Source organism: Mesobacillus jeotgali (assembly GCF_900166585.1).
GTDB lineage: Bacteria > Bacillota > Bacilli > Bacillales > Cytobacillaceae > Mesobacillus > Mesobacillus jeotgali_A.
Genome location: NZ_FVZC01000009.1, coordinates 1 through 15,053, shown reverse-complemented (window position 1 = coordinate 15,053; position 15,053 = coordinate 1). Strand labels below are relative to the sequence as shown.

The window sequence follows — 15,053 nt, the reverse complement described above, 5'->3', positions numbered from 1 at the left end:
TATTTAAACCTTCAATAGCAAATATATCAGAATCAAAGAACTTTTTTATACGTTTTTGAACTTTTGTTAAAATTAAACCTATGTCTTTTTTTAATCCGAGAAAATTACCTGTAAGGCTTAGAATCTGAGATCTTTATGATTTTCCTGAATTCTAACTATTAAAACTTGTCCAAAAGAAATTTTGCTGTGAATTGGTCTGTTACGAGCACATTTGTAAACTTCCCTTTTAATGCGCCATAAATACCATCAATTTTATGGGCTCCGCCTGCCACTAGGATTGAATACTTTTTCTTCTTTAATTCTTCCAGTTCAATCCCCAGTGTTCTCGCATTCAGGTTTTCGTTGCATACATTTCCATCTTTATCGAAGAAGCGCGAACAAATATCCCCTACCGCTTTTGAATAGATCACTTGCAGGTCTTCTTCTGTAAAATAGCCGAGCTGGAACAATAATGACTCTGATTTTATTGGCCCGATTGTATAAACAGCGATGGATGACTGCTTCCCCATTTCAAGGATTTTCTTGATATGCCTGTCCGCCTCCATCGCTTGCTTTACAACAATATGGTCAACGATTGCAGGCAGCGGAAGATGGTGAGGCGCACTGTTGAAGGCCTTGCCAAATAAGTACAGAATTTCATTTGCATACGTATTCGTTTCAGAATGGCTGACTCCGCCCTTCAACTGAACGACCTTGACGTTCTTGCATGGCTTTTGCTTCAGTTCCAGAGCCACATGGTACAGCGTGGTTCCCCATGTGACACCGATGATATCGTCATGATCGACGACTTCATTCAAAAAAGCGGCAGCCTTCTCCCCTATATATTTTTTAATGACACTGTCTTCGTACTGTGGAATATGGGTAACAATTGCTTTTTTAAGCCCAAACTTTTGTTCAAGCTGTAGTGACAGGTTTTCAACATCCTCGGTCGGATCCATGATTTTGATATCCACTATTCCCTCCTGCTTTGCAATTTGCAGGAACCTGGAAACTGTTGGTCTCGACACCCCCAGCTCTTTTGCAATATCATTCTGGTTATAATCTAACAGATAATATAACTTTGCCGCCTCGATTATCTTCAATAATTTTTCTTTTTCCATTCTGATCACCTTAGGAAATGACTTAAATTCAATACCTTTATTTTAGCAAAAAAACCGAATGAAAACATTTACATATTAAAAAGAACAAATTGTTCATAATTCACCACATCTTTACATTTGATTATTCTTAATTGAACACTTAACTCAGCGGGCTCATAAAAAAAGTATCCTCCCCAATGGAAGGATACCTTTATCTATTACTATTCAGGCTTTCGCTTAGGTATTTTGCCAATACCCAGCTCTTTTGCCTCCTGTCTTAATGCCTTAATTAAACTGAAGGCCATCAATGCCATTATGACGGAGAATGGCAATGCAGCGACAATCATGGTGTTTTGCAGCGCCTGTAAACCGCCAGAGTACAGCAGTACAAGGGAAATTGCCGCAAGCATGATTCCCCAAGTAAGTTTGATTTTGTTACCTGGTGTTAAAGAACCATTCGTCGTCATCATTCCTAAAACGAATGTCCCTGAATCTGCAGAAGTGATAAAGAAAGTACCGATAAGAATGAGTGCCAGGATGGACAATAATGAACTCATCGGATAATTGGCAAAGACCCCAAACAATGACTCTTCAGTCGCAAGCTGAGAAAGATTAGCAATTCCTTCATGCTCCAGCATGATTGCTGACCCGCCAAAAGCGGAAAACCATAGGAAACCGATCAGGGAAGGTACAAGAAGAACACCGAATACAAACTCCCTGATCGTCCTGCCTTTAGAAACTCGAGCTATAAAGATTCCTACAAATGGCGCCCATGCAATCCACCATGCCCAATAAAAAATGGTCCAGCCATTGATCCATGAACGGACTTCTTCATTCAACGGTGCAATACGGAAGCTCATTGCAGGGAGGTTCTGAAGATAAGTACCGATGGTGTTTGTGAACAGGTTTAGTATAAATTGCGTTGGTCCAAATATCAACATGGCTGCAAGCAGCAGTGCTGCCAGAATCATATTCGCATTACTTAGGATCTTAATTCCCTTGCCTAGTCCCGACAATGCTGAAATGGTAAACAAAACTGTCACGACCAAGACTATTACTAATTGAGTCAAGAAACCAGTAGGTAATCCAAACAGGTAAGAAAGTCCCCCGTTAATTTGTACAGCTCCAAATCCTAAAGTCGTTGCCACACCTATTACCGTCGCGACAACTGAGATTACATCTACCGCTTTTCCGGCTGCCCCTTCTGTGCGGTCACCCAATATAGGGCTGAGCGTAGCACTGATCAATCCGGGCTTCCCATGGCGGAAATTGAAATAAGCCAGTACCAATGCCACTATTCCATAGATGGCCCATGCATGGATGCCCCAATGGAAAAATGTGAATCTCATGGAATCTCGGATTGCCTGTTCTGATCCCGGCTCTACTCCAGTGGGTGTCGAAACCATATAGTGGCTGATTGGCTCAGCAGTTCCCCAGAAAACCAGCCCAATCCCCATGCCTGCACTGAAAAGCATGGCAAACCAGGTCGGTGTCGAGAATTCCGGACGGTCATCCTGCTTGCCTAATTTGATCCTTCCCAATGGACTGATCAAGAAATAAAGACATATTACAACAATTAAAGATACTAGGATTAAATAATACCAACCTAATGAATCAGTGATAAATGCCTGAATATTGGCTGTAACAGATTCAAGTTTTTCTGGAACAAACACACCGAACAGGACCATCAGAAGTAAGATTGCGATTGAGATAAAAAACACAGATGAATCCTTTTTCATCAAAAAACTCCCTTCACTAATTTGACACTTTAATACCCTAACATAAAAAAAGGTTTTTTTAAAAGATTGTACTCATAGCAGAGTTAGTATTGCCAGATACAGACATAAAAATGTTAATCATTGAGTTATTTATACAGCTCCATATTTATTCGAATTTTGTATGTCGACAATATATGAATAAAAACGTAATTATTTCGTGAATCAAATAACATATTTTTCAACCGATAGAAAAATTATCCTATTATTCTGTTGAAGCGCTGTCGAAACTTGTTTAAGATTGAAAGAGAGATGTTGTGGGGAGACGATATTCTTGAATAAAAAAATTTGGGTCAGGACATTATCTGTGGGAGCAATTTTCCTCGCCACCTTCCTGGGTGCGGAGAAAATACGATCGATTGAAGATCCAACTGCGGAGGCAAGAGCAGAAGAAGTGCCAAAAATCACCCGTACAGAAGCTCATTTCGTGAAAAAAAATGCCGATCACACAGACTATCTTATAGAATTTACGAAAAAAGAAGATAGAACAATAATTAATGGTGTCCCTCACATCAGCCAGCTACCAGAATTACAACGGGGCTGTGAAGTCACCAGCCTTTCTATGCTGCTGCACTATCAAGGCACCGCGGTGGATAAGATGACTTTAGCCAGTGAAATACATAAAATTCCTTTCCGCGACGAGAATTATGTGCGAGGCAATCCGTATGATGGATTTGTTGGTGATATCTACACATTCAGCAAATCTGGCTACGGAGTCTATCACGGGCCAGTGGCCAGTCTGGCAGAAACTTACCTTCCCGGCAAAATCATGGATATTACAGGACAATCATTTGATGCTATATTAAAGCTGATTAACAGTGGATCGCCGGTGTGGGTCATCATCAATTCGACTTTTGCTCCTCTGCCCGAATCTGAATTCACCACCTGGAAAACCAATACCGGGAATGTCAAAATCACCTACAGAGAGCATAGTGTCGTAATTGTAGGCTATGATAAAAACTACATTTACGTTAACGACCCTCTTGCTGCCGAAGGATATAAGCCAGTTCATCGCAAAGCGTTCGAACAGGCCTGGATTCAAATGGGCAGCCAGGCAATTGGCATTGAAAAATGATAGTTTAAGAGTTTTTTAGTGTTTACATATAAAGGAAAAATCGGCAGGGTCTCTACCCTGCCGATTTTATTTAAGCGTACATTTTATTTTCTTCATTTTTGAAAAAACTCTTCATGGCATGGAATACATCGGCTTTTTGCTTGAGGATATAATATCTGAAATGGTCATCTTTAATGTTTTTATACGCGGACATTAGGGTCGAGTGGCGGTTGTACTGATTGACTTCTCCATATCCGAACATATTGGAGACCTTCATCAGCTCTTCAACTAACTTTACACAGCGGGCATTATCGGAGGTCAGGTTATCCCCATCGGAAAAATGGAATGGGTAAATATTAAACTTGCTTGGATTATACTTTAAATCAATGAGTTCTAAAGCTTTTCTATAGGCGGATGAACAAATTGTGCCACCGCTTTCTCCTTTTGAGAAAAAGTCTTCCTCAGACACCACTTTTGCTTCGGTATGGTGAGCGATGAACTCAATCTCGACAGTTTCATATTTGGAGCGCAGGAAGCGGGTCATCCAGAAGAAAAAGCTTCTTGCCATATATTTTTCCCAGAGCCCCATACTGCCGCTCGTATCCATCATGGCAAGCACCACTGCTTTTGAGTCGGGCTTTACGACCTCATTCCAGGTCTTAAACTTTAAATCTTCCTTATAAATAGGGTGGAAGGATGGCTTGCCTGTCATCGCATTCCTCTTGTAAGCAGACATCATCGTCCGCTTTTTGTCAATGTTGCCCATTAAACCGGTCTTCCGGATGTCATTGAATTCAATATTTTCGACGAGATGTTCCTGATCTTCCTTCTTTTTCAGGTTAGGAAGTTCCAGCTCTTTAAACAACGCTTCCTCAATTTCCATCATCGATACTTCTGCTTCATAATAGTCTTCTCCAGCCTGGTCTCCTGCTCCTTGCCCCTTACCTGGCCCCTGCTGCTGGCCTGAACCGTCGCGGGCGACAACATCACCAACCTTTGTATCCCCGCTGCCCTGGCCGACATGTTTGTTTTTATCATAGTTATAACGGATTTTGTACTCATCCAGTGACCTAATCGGAATCTTTACGACATCCCTGCCGTTGGACATGATAATATTCTCTTCGGTGATCAAGTCAGGAAGATTGCTCTTAATGGCCTCCTGTACCTTTTCCTGATGGCGCTGCTGATCATCATGTCCTTTGCGGTGGAGGGACCAATCTTCCTGGGAAATCACAAACTGGTGACTGCTTTCATCGGTCATTTTCAACCCCTCCTTTGAAATTTTCATTTTTAGTAACACAATACTGTTTACCTTCATACAATATCCCGATGGCCTTTAACCCAAAAGGTAATTGTAATTACTCTATCTTATGCAAAAAGACAAAATAATTTACAAATAATTTTGACAATTAACCTTTTCAGTTCATACTGGATAAGCCCATTTTCTCACGGGAATATCGACAGTGCTGCTGTTTCAGTTGTTTCTATTGACTCTTTCTTTCGATTGGTTATCTGAATGCACTTTTTCAACAGAATGGAACAAAAAAATAACCTTTGCATTTTCGCAAAGATTATTTCTTTTCATTCGCTTTATCATATTGAATTGGATCTGGCACTTTATCATATTTTTGTTTTAGAACCTCTCCACTGCGGCGGTGTTCCATTTGTTTTCCCAGGTTTTCGATTTCCTCTTCATTGTGAGCCATAGAGCTATTTTTTGGGACATAGTTCTTTGGTAATTCTTCTTTAGCCATTCTTATCACCTCTTGCCTGTACTATTCCCTCCATGGAGTCTGAATAAACACTTTTACACTTGGCAACAAAAAGCACAAGTGCCCCGTGTAAGCCTCGAAAAGCGCTTGAGAGTCCACCCAATGAAGTCGTTCTTGACTTCATTGGGTGGACCGAATTGACTCGAGGGGCCAGGCCCTGAAGCTGGATTAGTAAAACCGATTAGTTATGCAAATTCCCAGAAAGTAAAACAGGACCTGCAGATTGCAGGTCCTTAAAACTATCTATTTAACAGACTTCCCACATACCGCAGCAGTTCGTTCGCGGAAGTGGAGTTGTATCCATGCTCATCGATCAGCCTGGCGACGACATTGTTGATTTTTTTCAATTGCGTCTCATCAGGTGTCTTTGTAGACGTCGTAATCTTGACGACATCCTTTAAGTCAGCAAATAACTTCTTCTGGATTGCTTCACGAAGACGGTCATGTGAATTGTAATCAAACCTTTTGCCTTTTCGGGCATACGCTGAAATCCTGATCAGTATTTCTTCACGGAACGCCTTCTTGGCATTTTCAGAAATACCAATCTGCTCTTCGATAGAACGCATCAGCTTTTCATCCGGATTGATCTCTTCTCCAGTCAGCTGATCACGCATCTTCGCCTTATTGCAATATGCCTCGACATTATCAAGATAGTTATCCATAAGAGTTTTTGCTGATTCTTCATAAGAGTAAACAAATGCCTTCTGAACTTCCTTCTTAGCAATATCATCATACTCTTTACGTGCAAGAGAAATATAATTCAAATAACGTTCCCTCGTATCCGAAGTGATGGATGGATGCTGGTCGAGCCCTTCTTTCAAAGACCGCAGAACATCCAGGGCATTGATCGTAGTAATTTCTTTCCTGATAATTGTAGAAGATATCCGGTTAATAACATAGCGGGGATCGATTCCGCTCATACCTTCATCCTGGTGCTCCTTCTTCAACTCCTCAACATCTGCTCTGTTATAGCCCTCTACACTTTCACCATCATAGAGCCTCATCTTCTTGATAAGATCGATATCGCCCTTTTTGGGATCCTTGAGGCGTGTGAGGATTGTGAACATCGCAGCCACCCGCAACGTGTGAGGCGCAATATGCACATCATTGACGTCGCTCTCCCTGATCATCTTTTCATAGATTTTCTCTTCTTCTGACACCTTCAAATTATACGGAATTGGCATTACGATGATCCTTGAATGCAGCGCTTCATTCTTTTTATTGGAGATGAATGAACGATACTCCGTTTCATTCGTATGCGCGACAATCAATTCGTCCGCGCTGATCAAAGCGAATCTTCCAGCTTTAAAATTGCCTTCCTGCGTCAAGCTCAGCAAATGCCAGAGGAATTTTTCATCACACTTCAGCATTTCCTGAAACTCCATCATACCTCGGTTCGCTTTATTCAGCTCGCCGTCAAATCGGTATGCACGCGGATCGGATTCAGATCCATATTCAGCGATAGTAGAAAAGTCGATGCTTCCAGTCAAGTCCGCAATATCCTGGGATTTCGGGTCGGATGGGCTGAACGTACCGATTCCCGTTCTTTTATCTTCAGAGAAGAAGATCCTTTCCACCACGACATCTTCAATCCTGCCCCCATATTCCTGCTCAAGCCTCATCATATTTAGCGGAGACAAATTCCCTTCAATCCGGATACCATATTCATCATAAAAATCCTTGCGGAGATGGTGCGGTATCATATGGAGGGGATCTTCATGCATCGGACAGCCCTTTATTGCATAAATAGCCCCTCTGTCTGTATGCGAATATGCTTCCAGACCTCTTTTTAGCATTGTGACAAGTGTAGATTTACCTCCGCTGACAGGACCCATCAGCAATAAGATCCTTTTTCTGACATCCAGCCTTTTTGCTGCTGGATGGAAATACTCCTCGACAAGCCTCTCCAGCGCTTCCTCGAGGCCGAATAATTGAGAATTAAAGAAAGAATAGCGTTTTTTGCCTTTATCACTTTCGATTCCTGCATCTTTGATCATATTATATACACGCGAATGTGCCGATTGCGCCACCCATGGCTGTTCCTTCACAATCTCAAGATACTCCCTGAACGTCCCTTCCCATTTAAGCTTCTCTTCACCCTGGCGATACATTTCAATCTTTTTTAAAATATCCATATGGACCTCCCCATGTAGCGTTATCAAGAGACGATTAATAAATTCTATGCAGCAAACAATTTGAACATGCGTAATCATTGGGCTGTCCTGATTGTCCTTTTTTACTCACGGAGCAAAAATAAAAGGCTATCCTTCACAGTTCGAAGATAATAGGCTATAATAATTTCTATATGGACAAAATCGAATAAAGGGAGGCTTACATACATGAAATTGATTTTAATTCTGGGTGTAACTGTTGCGTTCTTATCTGCAATCTTCACTGCAGGTTACGATGATAAGCCGGGGATCACAAAAAAATAAAAAGCTGCCGATTGGCAGCTTTTTATTTTTTTAGGCTCTTTTCTCAAACTTTGTTGCTATTGACTACAAAATAGGATGGATTTACTTAAGTTTCTTCACTAATTAACGTTTAATAAGAGAAAAGAGCTTGCCAACTTAGTACCGACCTGCAAAATAGCTTTTATCACGTTAAAATCGGCTTTAGGATTTTAACAACAATCATTACGAAACAGCCTTTTTTTATGATTATTTTTTATTTAAATTCTGTTTTTCCACAAACTCTTTCATATACATCCTCGATTTACGCCCGAGCATCCTGGCCATTTGGCCGGTCCAGGTGTCTTCACGCTTCCCGCCGGTTCTTGCACGGTAATATTCCGAAGTTGTTTCATTATAGGTATGCAGCTGCTTTTCAAAAACACTCCGGTCTTGCAGATACTCATTCTCCATATAAATATGCTCCATTGCAAGGCGAGGCTTCAAATCCGTCTCCTGCTCAGGGTAACCTACTGCCATACCAAAAAGGGGAATGACATGTTCAGGCGTCTTCAATACTTCCTTCACTGCTTCAAGGTCATTGCGGATCCCGCCAATATAACAAATACCCAGCCCCATTGATTCAGCAGCAACTGCAGCGTTCTGCGCAGCCAGTGCAGCATCAATTAATGCAACCATGAATTTTTCTGTGCTTTCAATCGAGTCATCCAGGTCAGCCTTTTCCATTTCTGCTATCACCTTGTGGCGATGGAGGTCCGCACAGAACACAAAGAAATGGCCATTAGCGGCAACATATGATTGATTGCCAGCAATTTCAGCGAGCTTGTCCTTCTTTTCCTGGTCTGTTACCCCAATAATCGAATAAGCCTGTATGAAGCTTGAAGTAGATGCTGCCTGTGCACTTTTCACAATTGCCTCGATTTGCTCCTGGTCCAGCGCCTTACTTTTAAAGCTCCTGACAGAGCGGTGGTTTAATAAGGTTTCAATCATCTGATTCATTCTTCTCTCAGCTCCTTTAATGATATGAACATGCCAAAAAGGAGGTCAGGCCTGACCTCCTAATATTTGCGCAAATCTCGATAGTCCTGCTGTCTCAGTGCCTCATAAATTAAAATTGCGGCTGTGTTGGACAGGTTAAGAGAACGAATATTTTCATTCATTGGCAGCCTAAGGCATCTGTCCATATTTTTTTCAATGACTTCTTCAGGAAGTCCGGTTGTCTCTCGGCCAAAGATAAAGAAGAAATCTTGATCGGTTGCACTATAATCAAAATCAGAATGCGCCCTCTTGCCAAATTTGGTCACGTAGAAAAATTCTCCACCCTCGTTCTTCTGATAAAAATCATCGAGCGAATCATAGTAATGGATCTTTACGTGTTCCCAATAATCCAACCCGGCACGCTTCAGCATTTTGTCATCCGTGGAGAATCCCAACGGCCTGATCAAGTGAAGCTCGGTATCAGTGCCGGCGCATGTGCGCGCGATATTTCCAGTATTTGCTGGAATGAGCGGCTGGTATAATACAACATGCAATGCCATGACTTTCACCTCTAATCAAAACTACAGCTATTATACCATTACGTTCCTTCACAGCAAAAGAAATGGACCAGGAAACACTTCCTATTAGTCATCACCATCATCCGTGATTGTAAAGAACTTATACTTTATATTAGGTGTGTAGGCAGTGGAGTCCTTATAAGCCCAGTAGCGCATGCGGCAATTATACGTGTGTGCATTGACCAGCGGCATTCCGTCGGCATCATGCCCGGTTACAATTGTCGTATGGTCAAATCGGCCGTCACCCTCGAAATCATAACAGATCACGTCACCAAGCTTCAGCTTTTCCGGGATAGTCACCTCTCTTCCCCTTAATCCAAGCTTGGAACCAGGAATATGCCACCTCATTGCATTTGCTACTGACCAGCTGAAGCTCCAATTGTTACTTTGCATCCACCATCCATTACTTCGGTTGGGGTACCCGCGCATAGGAGCGCCACCGGCATGAAGACATTGTGATATATAGTTCGTACAATCCACTTCAAACTTCTTAAATGAGGGATTATAGTCATTCCACCAGCGCTCAGCATACTGGACTGCCTTTAACCTGTCGTACCTGAAGCCTTTCCTATCCTGTGCCACATCCTCATGCGAAAAGACAGGCATTGATTCCTCAATTGTTTCAGCGGGCTCAATCTCACTCAATTTCTCATCCTTAACCAGAACACCTTTGTAAAATTCAGCGCGTCGCTTTTCCACTTCCTCCTCCATGTAAAATAAACCCTTTTGCTTAATCAAATATTGAAAGTTAACATCGTATAAAACTGAAGCGTTTTCAGCATCTTCAAATTTATTCTTGATTCTCCCGTCTGCCTTTGCTTTTACGATTTCAGCAGACCTATTTGCAAAACTTTGCTTCTTCAGTTCAATGCCTGGACACTCATGCAACTGATTGCGGGGCATGGATACACATTGAAGGACACGCTGTTCCAGCAATTCCTGCAGTTGATCACGCATCGTCATCTCTCCCTTCACCTATCATGTTTATGTAGGTGTACGGAATTTCAGGCATAAAAAAGAATGGATTACGAAAATCCATTCTTTTTAAATTCTTATATTTGTCTCTGAATCTGCATTGAAAAATTCAAGACCTTTCCTGATTTCCTCCAATACTTCTTCATCTTGTTCTCTATCAGCTGCACGCAACAATGCATCCTGTGCGTCGCTCCCTCCAATTTTTCCGAGAGCCCAGGCTGCAGTTCCCCTCAAGACAGGTCTTGGGTCATCTCTCATTACCAATATTAATTCCTCTATCGCTGTATCATCCTTATAATGGGCGAGAGCAATGATTGCATTACGCTGGATTGGCTTCTTTCCTCTCCATGACCCGGAAACATGGCCGAATCTTTCCTTGAACTCTCTGTTGCTGATCGTCAGCAGGGGCCTCAAAAGCGGTTTTGCAATCTCGGGATCCGGCTCCATTTCTGTATGGAAGTGAAAATCCTTCCCCTTATTTTCAGGACATACAGTCTGGCAGGTATCACATCCATAAATACGGTTTCCAAGCTTTTCCCGGTACTCATCGGCTAAAAACCCCTTAGTCTGAGTCAGGAAGGCTATACATTTTTGCGCATCAAGCTGACCGCCCTGTACAAGCGCCCCTGTCGGACAAACATCGACACATTTATTACAGCTGCCGCACTGGTCCTCCATAGGTGTATCAGGCTCAAACGGAATATTCGTTATCATTTCTCCCAAGTAAACATATGAACCGAACTCAGGGGTGATGATCGAACAGTTTTTGCCGCTCCAGCCTATTCCTGCCCTTTCAGCCACGGCCCTGTCAACAAGCTCTCCAGTATCAACCATCGATTTGAAGCGGGCTCCCGGAACTTTCGAAGCTATATATTCTTCCAGCTTTTTTAGCCGGTCTCTTAACACCGCATGATAATCCGTCCCCCATGAAGCCCGGCAAAATATTCCCCTTCGCTCTCCCTTCTTGCTGACCACCAGGGTTTTCATTTTGGAAGGATATGCGAGAGCAATCGATATAATCGATTTGGGACGATTAAAAATAAGTGCAGGTTCTGTCCTCTTTTCAATATCTTTCTCTTCAAAACCTGATTGATATTGAAGTTCCTGCTGCCTGTATAATCTAACTTTCATTTCTTCAAACGCAGTTGGCGCTGCAAAACCGATTTTATCAATACCTATGCTTTTACTATAAGCAATAATATCTTTCTTCAGAATCTCCGTATCCAATTTGACTTCCTCCTTTCCAATAAGATGATCTATATTAGAACTCATAAATTTAAAGGCAAATTACTTTTATGATAAACTATTTTAAAGCAGATTTGGAGGTGTAATCAATGGAAATTCAAGTTTCCAGGACGATATGCGATTTAATACCCGGATTCTCAGTCGGGGTAATCGAATATAAAGATATTCAGGTAGGCGAATCCCCACAAATGCTAAAAGGAAGGCTTCAGCTTTTTCAGGAATCCATCTATTTCGACCTTTTAGAAAAAAACGTTACTGATCTCGAAGGGATTAAAGAATGGCGTGCTATTTTTAAAACAACAGGCAAAGATCCGAATCGCTACAGGCATTCAGCAGAAGCTCTCTATCGAAGAATTGCCAGGCAAAACTATCTTCAATCCATACATAGTGCGATTGACTTGAACAATTTCTTCTCACTAGAATATCAAATTCCAATTGGCGTATATGACAGTGACAAGCTTCAAGGAAACATCACCCTTAAAATAGGCGGACAAAACGAAGAATACACGGGATTGAATGGGAGAACCAACAACCTTGCAAACTTGATCATATCTGCAGACGAATTAGGTCCATTCGGAAGCCCATTTGTCGATTCTGATCGCACCTCTGTAAAAGAAGGCTCAAAAAACGCGCTGCAGATCGTCTACATGAGACCCTCATCCTCACCAGAAAGCATGCAGAAGATGACCGAATCATTGATGAACATGTTCACCCAGATTCATGGAGGAACGGGCACATACAGAATTGTGGGATGCTGATGCATCCCCTTTCTTGTTAATAAGAAGACTGCTTCCTTTAACAGATGGCTTCGGTAAAAAATAAAAAAGATAAAAAAAACGCAGTACGTCGTTTTTAAGAAACGAAATACTGCGTTAGTCGCGTATGTATGGAGCGGGTGATGGGAATCGAACCCACTACATCAGCTTGGAAGGCTGAGGTTTTACCAGTAAACTACACCCGCATACATATCCTTATGAAATAAAGAAAACAGGAAACCCTGTTTAAAATTAAGATGGTACCGGTGGTCGGGGTCGAACCGACACTCCAGAAGGAACACGATTTTGAGTCGTGCGCGTCTGCCAATTCCGCCACACCGGCATATTAAGATTTCAAGTACTGCTATAACCACTAAATAAATAATGATAATGGAGGCGGCAACCGGATTTGAACCGGTGAATAAAGGTTTTGCAGACCTTTGCCTTACCACTTGGCTATGCCGCCATATTATATTGGAGCGGAAGACGGGATTCGAACCCGCGACCCCAACCTTGGCAAGGTTGTATTCTACCACTGAACTACTTCCGCAAATGGCTGGGCTAGCTGGATTCGAACCAACGCATGACGGAGTCAAAGTCCGTTGCCTTACCGCTTGGCTATAGCCCAATATATTATATTCAATGATGATTGAATATGTGATTTGAAATGGGGCGACTGATGGGAATCGAACCCACGAATGTCGGAACCACAATCCGATGCGTTAACCACTTCGCCACAATCGCCATAATAAAATTGGCAGGGGTAGTAGGAATCGAACCCACACCAAAGGTTTTGGAGACCTTCGTTCTACCTTTAAACTATACCCCTATGTTAAATGGTGGAGGGGGACGGATTCGAACCGCCGAACCCTGAGGGAGCGGATTTACAGTCCGCCGCGTTTAGCCACTTCGCTACCCCTCCATTATAACATCATTTCCGATGTTGAAAAACCCATTTGTTTGAATTTCCTGAGGAACCAGGAAATGTTTTAAATGGTGGCTCAGGACGGAATCGAACCGCCGACACAAGGATTTTCAGTCCTTTGCTCTACCGACTGAGCTACTGAGCCAATGTAATATTGCTGCCTAAAGTATGTTAGGCTTATGGCTTATGTCCTTTGCTCGAATGACCTTCGGTCTTTCTCGCAAGTTGCCGCAGAAGCTAATTCGATGAAGTGAGCAACTTGCTCTACCGACTGAGCTACTGAGCCACAATTAAAATGGCGGTCCCGACCGGGATCGAACCGGCGATCTCCTGCGTGACAGGCAGGCATGTTAACCGCTACACCACGGGACCAAAGTCTTTTCAAGTGATTAACTTGAAAAGCACTTCATGATTGCGGGGGCAGGATTTGAACCTGCGACCTTCGGGTTATGAGCCCGACGAGCTACCGGACTGCTCCACCCCGCGACGGTAATAAAAATATTATTCGATTTATGCTCTTAGAGAGCATTGACTGTCCCGATCTCAGGAAGCTTGCTCAAGGAGCAGCTCGATCGGTACAACTCGCAGTTCATACAGTGAAGTAACGCTCGTTGCTCCACCCCGCGACGATCTTAATGAAGATTATTTTCGCTAGTGCAAAAAAATCTGGTGGAGGATGACGGGATCGAACCGCCGACCCTCTGCTTGTAAGGCAGATGCTCTCCCAGCTGAGCTAATCCTCCATTATTAAGTTACTAATTAAAGTAAATGGTGACCCCTACGGGATTCGAACCCGTGTTACCGCCGTGAAAGGGCGGTGTCTTAACCGCTTGACCAAGGGGCCATTCAAATAAGTTTCTATGGCGGAGAGCAAGGGATTCGAACCCTTGAGACAGCGTTGACCGTCTACACGATTTCCAATCGTGCTCCTTCGACCTCTCGGACAGCTCTCCAAATTGGCTCCGCAGGTAGGATTCGAACCTACGACCGCTCGGTTAACAGCCGAGTGCTCTACCACTGAGCTACTGCGGAATATTGATATTTTTCCGACCTGGATACACGATCCGTATCTTAAAAACGGATGTAAAATGCATCCTGCCCGGCGGCGTCCTACTCTCACAGGGGGAAACCCCCAACTACCATCGGCGCTGAGAAGCTTAACTTCCGTGTTCGGTATGGGAACGGGTGTGACCTTCTCGCCATCGCCACCAGACATTTTTTCAAGACAATATCTATTATACTGTCTTTATTGCATTTTGCAAGAGAAATTTTAAAGATAATTCACTTTGTAAACATCTTTATTCCCTCAAAACTAGATAATGTGTAAGAAGAATTCAAGAAGAACGAATGATCATTGTCCAGCTCCGGCTCCTAGCCTTTGCTTTTCGTTTTTGGTTAAGTCCTCGAACGATTAGTATCAGTCAGCTCCACACGTCACCGCGCTTCCACCTCTGACCTATCAACCTGATCATCTTTCAGGGTTCTTACTAGCTTGCGCTATGGGAA

The 15,053-nt window shown here is 42.8% G+C and carries 11 protein-coding genes, 15 tRNA genes and 2 rRNA genes; 2 read left to right on the top strand and 26 right to left on the bottom strand.

Features of this window, described 5'->3' with window-relative positions; translation table 11 throughout:
• Nucleotides 1-158: 158 nt before the first annotated feature.
• Both B5X77_RS10145 and B5X77_RS10140 read right to left on the bottom strand, forming a co-directional pair.
• The gene (locus B5X77_RS10145; protein ID WP_079507730.1) at nucleotides 159-1,100 is read right to left on the bottom strand and encodes a sugar-binding transcriptional regulator; all 942 of its coding nucleotides are present in this window, start codon (nucleotides 1,098-1,100) and stop codon (nucleotides 159-161) included.
• A gap of 200 nt (nucleotides 1,101-1,300) precedes the next feature.
• Nucleotides 1,301-2,818, bottom strand: a complete 1,518-nt coding sequence (locus tag B5X77_RS10140) for a glycine betaine uptake BCCT transporter (RefSeq protein WP_079507728.1) — start codon at nucleotides 2,816-2,818, stop codon at nucleotides 1,301-1,303.
• 310 nt (nucleotides 2,819-3,128) lie between these two features.
• Here B5X77_RS10140 and B5X77_RS10135 point away from each other — a divergent pair, with 310 nt between their 5' ends.
• The gene (locus B5X77_RS10135) at nucleotides 3,129-3,929 is read left to right on the top strand and encodes a C39 family peptidase (RefSeq protein WP_373887808.1); all 801 of its coding nucleotides are present in this window, start codon (nucleotides 3,129-3,131) and stop codon (nucleotides 3,927-3,929) included.
• 70 nt (nucleotides 3,930-3,999) lie between these two features.
• Here the strand turns inward: B5X77_RS10135 and yhbH are convergent, their stop codons facing one another.
• The 7 genes from yhbH to queG all read right to left on the bottom strand — a co-directional run bounded on the left by yhbH (nucleotide 4,000) and on the right by queG (nucleotide 11,849).
• Complete coding sequence (gene yhbH / locus B5X77_RS10130) at nucleotides 4,000-5,169, bottom strand: sporulation protein YhbH (protein ID WP_079507726.1); 1,170 nt, start codon at nucleotides 5,167-5,169, stop codon at nucleotides 4,000-4,002.
• A gap of 310 nt (nucleotides 5,170-5,479) precedes the next feature.
• A complete protein-coding gene (locus B5X77_RS10125; protein WP_079507724.1) occupies nucleotides 5,480-5,662 on the bottom strand; it encodes a hypothetical protein in 183 nt (60 codons plus the stop codon).
• Between the two features lie 257 nt (nucleotides 5,663-5,919).
• A complete protein-coding gene (locus tag B5X77_RS10120) occupies nucleotides 5,920-7,815 on the bottom strand; it encodes a PrkA family serine protein kinase (RefSeq protein WP_079507722.1) in 1,896 nt (631 codons plus the stop codon).
• A 525-nt stretch (nucleotides 7,816-8,340) separates the two neighbouring features.
• Nucleotides 8,341-9,090 (bottom strand): oxygen-insensitive NADPH nitroreductase, encoded by a 750-nt coding sequence (nfsA, locus tag B5X77_RS10115; protein WP_079507720.1) that lies wholly within the window; start codon nucleotides 9,088-9,090, stop codon nucleotides 8,341-8,343.
• 59 nt (nucleotides 9,091-9,149) lie between these two features.
• Nucleotides 9,150-9,629 carry a tRNA (uridine(34)/cytosine(34)/5-carboxymethylaminomethyluridine(34)-2'-O)-methyltransferase TrmL gene (gene trmL, locus B5X77_RS10110; RefSeq protein WP_079507718.1) on the bottom strand — a complete coding sequence of 160 codons (480 nt, stop codon included), beginning with the start codon at nucleotides 9,627-9,629 and terminating at the stop codon, nucleotides 9,150-9,152.
• Nucleotides 9,630-9,713: 84 nt separating this feature from the next.
• Nucleotides 9,714-10,604: an amidase domain-containing protein gene (locus tag B5X77_RS10105; RefSeq protein WP_079507716.1), complete on the bottom strand. Its 891-nt coding sequence runs from the start codon at nucleotides 10,602-10,604 to the stop codon at nucleotides 9,714-9,716.
• An 87-nt stretch (nucleotides 10,605-10,691) separates the two neighbouring features.
• A complete protein-coding gene (gene queG, locus B5X77_RS10100; protein WP_079507714.1) occupies nucleotides 10,692-11,849 on the bottom strand; it encodes a tRNA epoxyqueuosine(34) reductase QueG in 1,158 nt (385 codons plus the stop codon).
• Nucleotides 11,850-11,956: 107 nt separating this feature from the next.
• Here queG and B5X77_RS10095 point away from each other — a divergent pair, with 107 nt between their 5' ends.
• A complete protein-coding gene (locus B5X77_RS10095) occupies nucleotides 11,957-12,625 on the top strand; it encodes a B3/B4 domain-containing protein (protein WP_079507712.1) in 669 nt (222 codons plus the stop codon).
• Nucleotides 12,626-12,754: 129 nt separating this feature from the next.
• Here the strand turns inward: B5X77_RS10095 and B5X77_RS10090 are convergent.
• The 17 genes from B5X77_RS10090 to B5X77_RS10010 form a co-directional block, all read right to left on the bottom strand.
• A tRNA-Gly gene (locus B5X77_RS10090) sits at nucleotides 12,755-12,828 on the bottom strand.
• Between the two features lie 52 nt (nucleotides 12,829-12,880).
• Nucleotides 12,881-12,965 (bottom strand) — tRNA-Leu (locus tag B5X77_RS10085).
• 48 nt (nucleotides 12,966-13,013) lie between these two features.
• Nucleotides 13,014-13,088 (bottom strand) — tRNA-Cys (locus B5X77_RS10080).
• A gap of 9 nt (nucleotides 13,089-13,097) precedes the next feature.
• A tRNA-Gly gene (locus B5X77_RS10075) sits at nucleotides 13,098-13,172 on the bottom strand.
• A gap of 3 nt (nucleotides 13,173-13,175) precedes the next feature.
• Nucleotides 13,176-13,250 (bottom strand) — tRNA-Gln (locus B5X77_RS10070).
• A gap of 40 nt (nucleotides 13,251-13,290) precedes the next feature.
• Nucleotides 13,291-13,366, bottom strand: a tRNA-His gene (locus B5X77_RS10065).
• Between the two features lie 11 nt (nucleotides 13,367-13,377).
• Nucleotides 13,378-13,451: transfer RNA gene (locus tag B5X77_RS10060), tRNA-Trp, on the bottom strand.
• 8 nt (nucleotides 13,452-13,459) lie between these two features.
• Nucleotides 13,460-13,544, bottom strand: a tRNA-Tyr gene (locus tag B5X77_RS10055).
• A 72-nt stretch (nucleotides 13,545-13,616) separates the two neighbouring features.
• Nucleotides 13,617-13,692 (bottom strand) — tRNA-Phe (locus B5X77_RS10050).
• Between the two features lie 151 nt (nucleotides 13,693-13,843).
• Nucleotides 13,844-13,919 (bottom strand) — tRNA-Asp (locus B5X77_RS10045).
• A gap of 40 nt (nucleotides 13,920-13,959) precedes the next feature.
• Nucleotides 13,960-14,033 (bottom strand) — tRNA-Met (locus B5X77_RS10040).
• Between the two features lie 181 nt (nucleotides 14,034-14,214).
• A tRNA-Val gene (locus B5X77_RS10035) sits at nucleotides 14,215-14,290 on the bottom strand.
• A gap of 26 nt (nucleotides 14,291-14,316) precedes the next feature.
• Nucleotides 14,317-14,391, bottom strand: a tRNA-Glu gene (locus B5X77_RS10030).
• A 17-nt stretch (nucleotides 14,392-14,408) separates the two neighbouring features.
• A tRNA-Ser gene (locus B5X77_RS10025) sits at nucleotides 14,409-14,500 on the bottom strand.
• 4 nt (nucleotides 14,501-14,504) lie between these two features.
• Nucleotides 14,505-14,579: transfer RNA gene (locus tag B5X77_RS10020), tRNA-Asn, on the bottom strand.
• Between the two features lie 65 nt (nucleotides 14,580-14,644).
• Nucleotides 14,645-14,760: ribosomal RNA gene (gene rrf, locus B5X77_RS10015) — 5S ribosomal RNA — on the bottom strand.
• 178 nt (nucleotides 14,761-14,938) lie between these two features.
• Nucleotides 14,939-15,053, bottom strand: a 23S ribosomal RNA gene (locus B5X77_RS10010); the annotation flags it as partial.

Bases quoted from the DNA above. Each gene is read 5' to 3' on its own strand.
- B5X77_RS10145 (WP_079507730.1), bottom strand. From the start codon at position 1,100: ATGGAAAAAGAAAAATTATTGAAGATAATCGAGGCGGCAAAGTTATAT.
- B5X77_RS10140 (WP_079507728.1), bottom strand. From the start codon at position 2,818: ATGAAAAAGGATTCATCTGTGTTTTTTATCTCAATCGCAATCTTACTT.
- yhbH (WP_079507726.1), bottom strand. From the start codon at position 5,169: ATGACCGATGAAAGCAGTCACCAGTTTGTGATTTCCCAGGAAGATTGG.
- B5X77_RS10125 (WP_079507724.1), bottom strand. From the start codon at position 5,662: ATGGCTAAAGAAGAATTACCAAAGAACTATGTCCCAAAAAATAGCTCT.
- B5X77_RS10120 (WP_079507722.1), bottom strand. From the start codon at position 7,815: ATGGATATTTTAAAAAAGATTGAAATGTATCGCCAGGGTGAAGAGAAG.
- nfsA (WP_079507720.1), bottom strand. From the start codon at position 9,090: ATGAATCAGATGATTGAAACCTTATTAAACCACCGCTCTGTCAGGAGC.
- trmL (WP_079507718.1), bottom strand. From the start codon at position 9,629: ATGGCATTGCATGTTGTATTATACCAGCCGCTCATTCCAGCAAATACT.
- B5X77_RS10105 (WP_079507716.1), bottom strand. From the start codon at position 10,604: ATGCGTGATCAACTGCAGGAATTGCTGGAACAGCGTGTCCTTCAATGT.
- B5X77_RS10095 (WP_079507712.1), top strand. From the start codon at position 11,957: ATGGAAATTCAAGTTTCCAGGACGATATGCGATTTAATACCCGGATTC.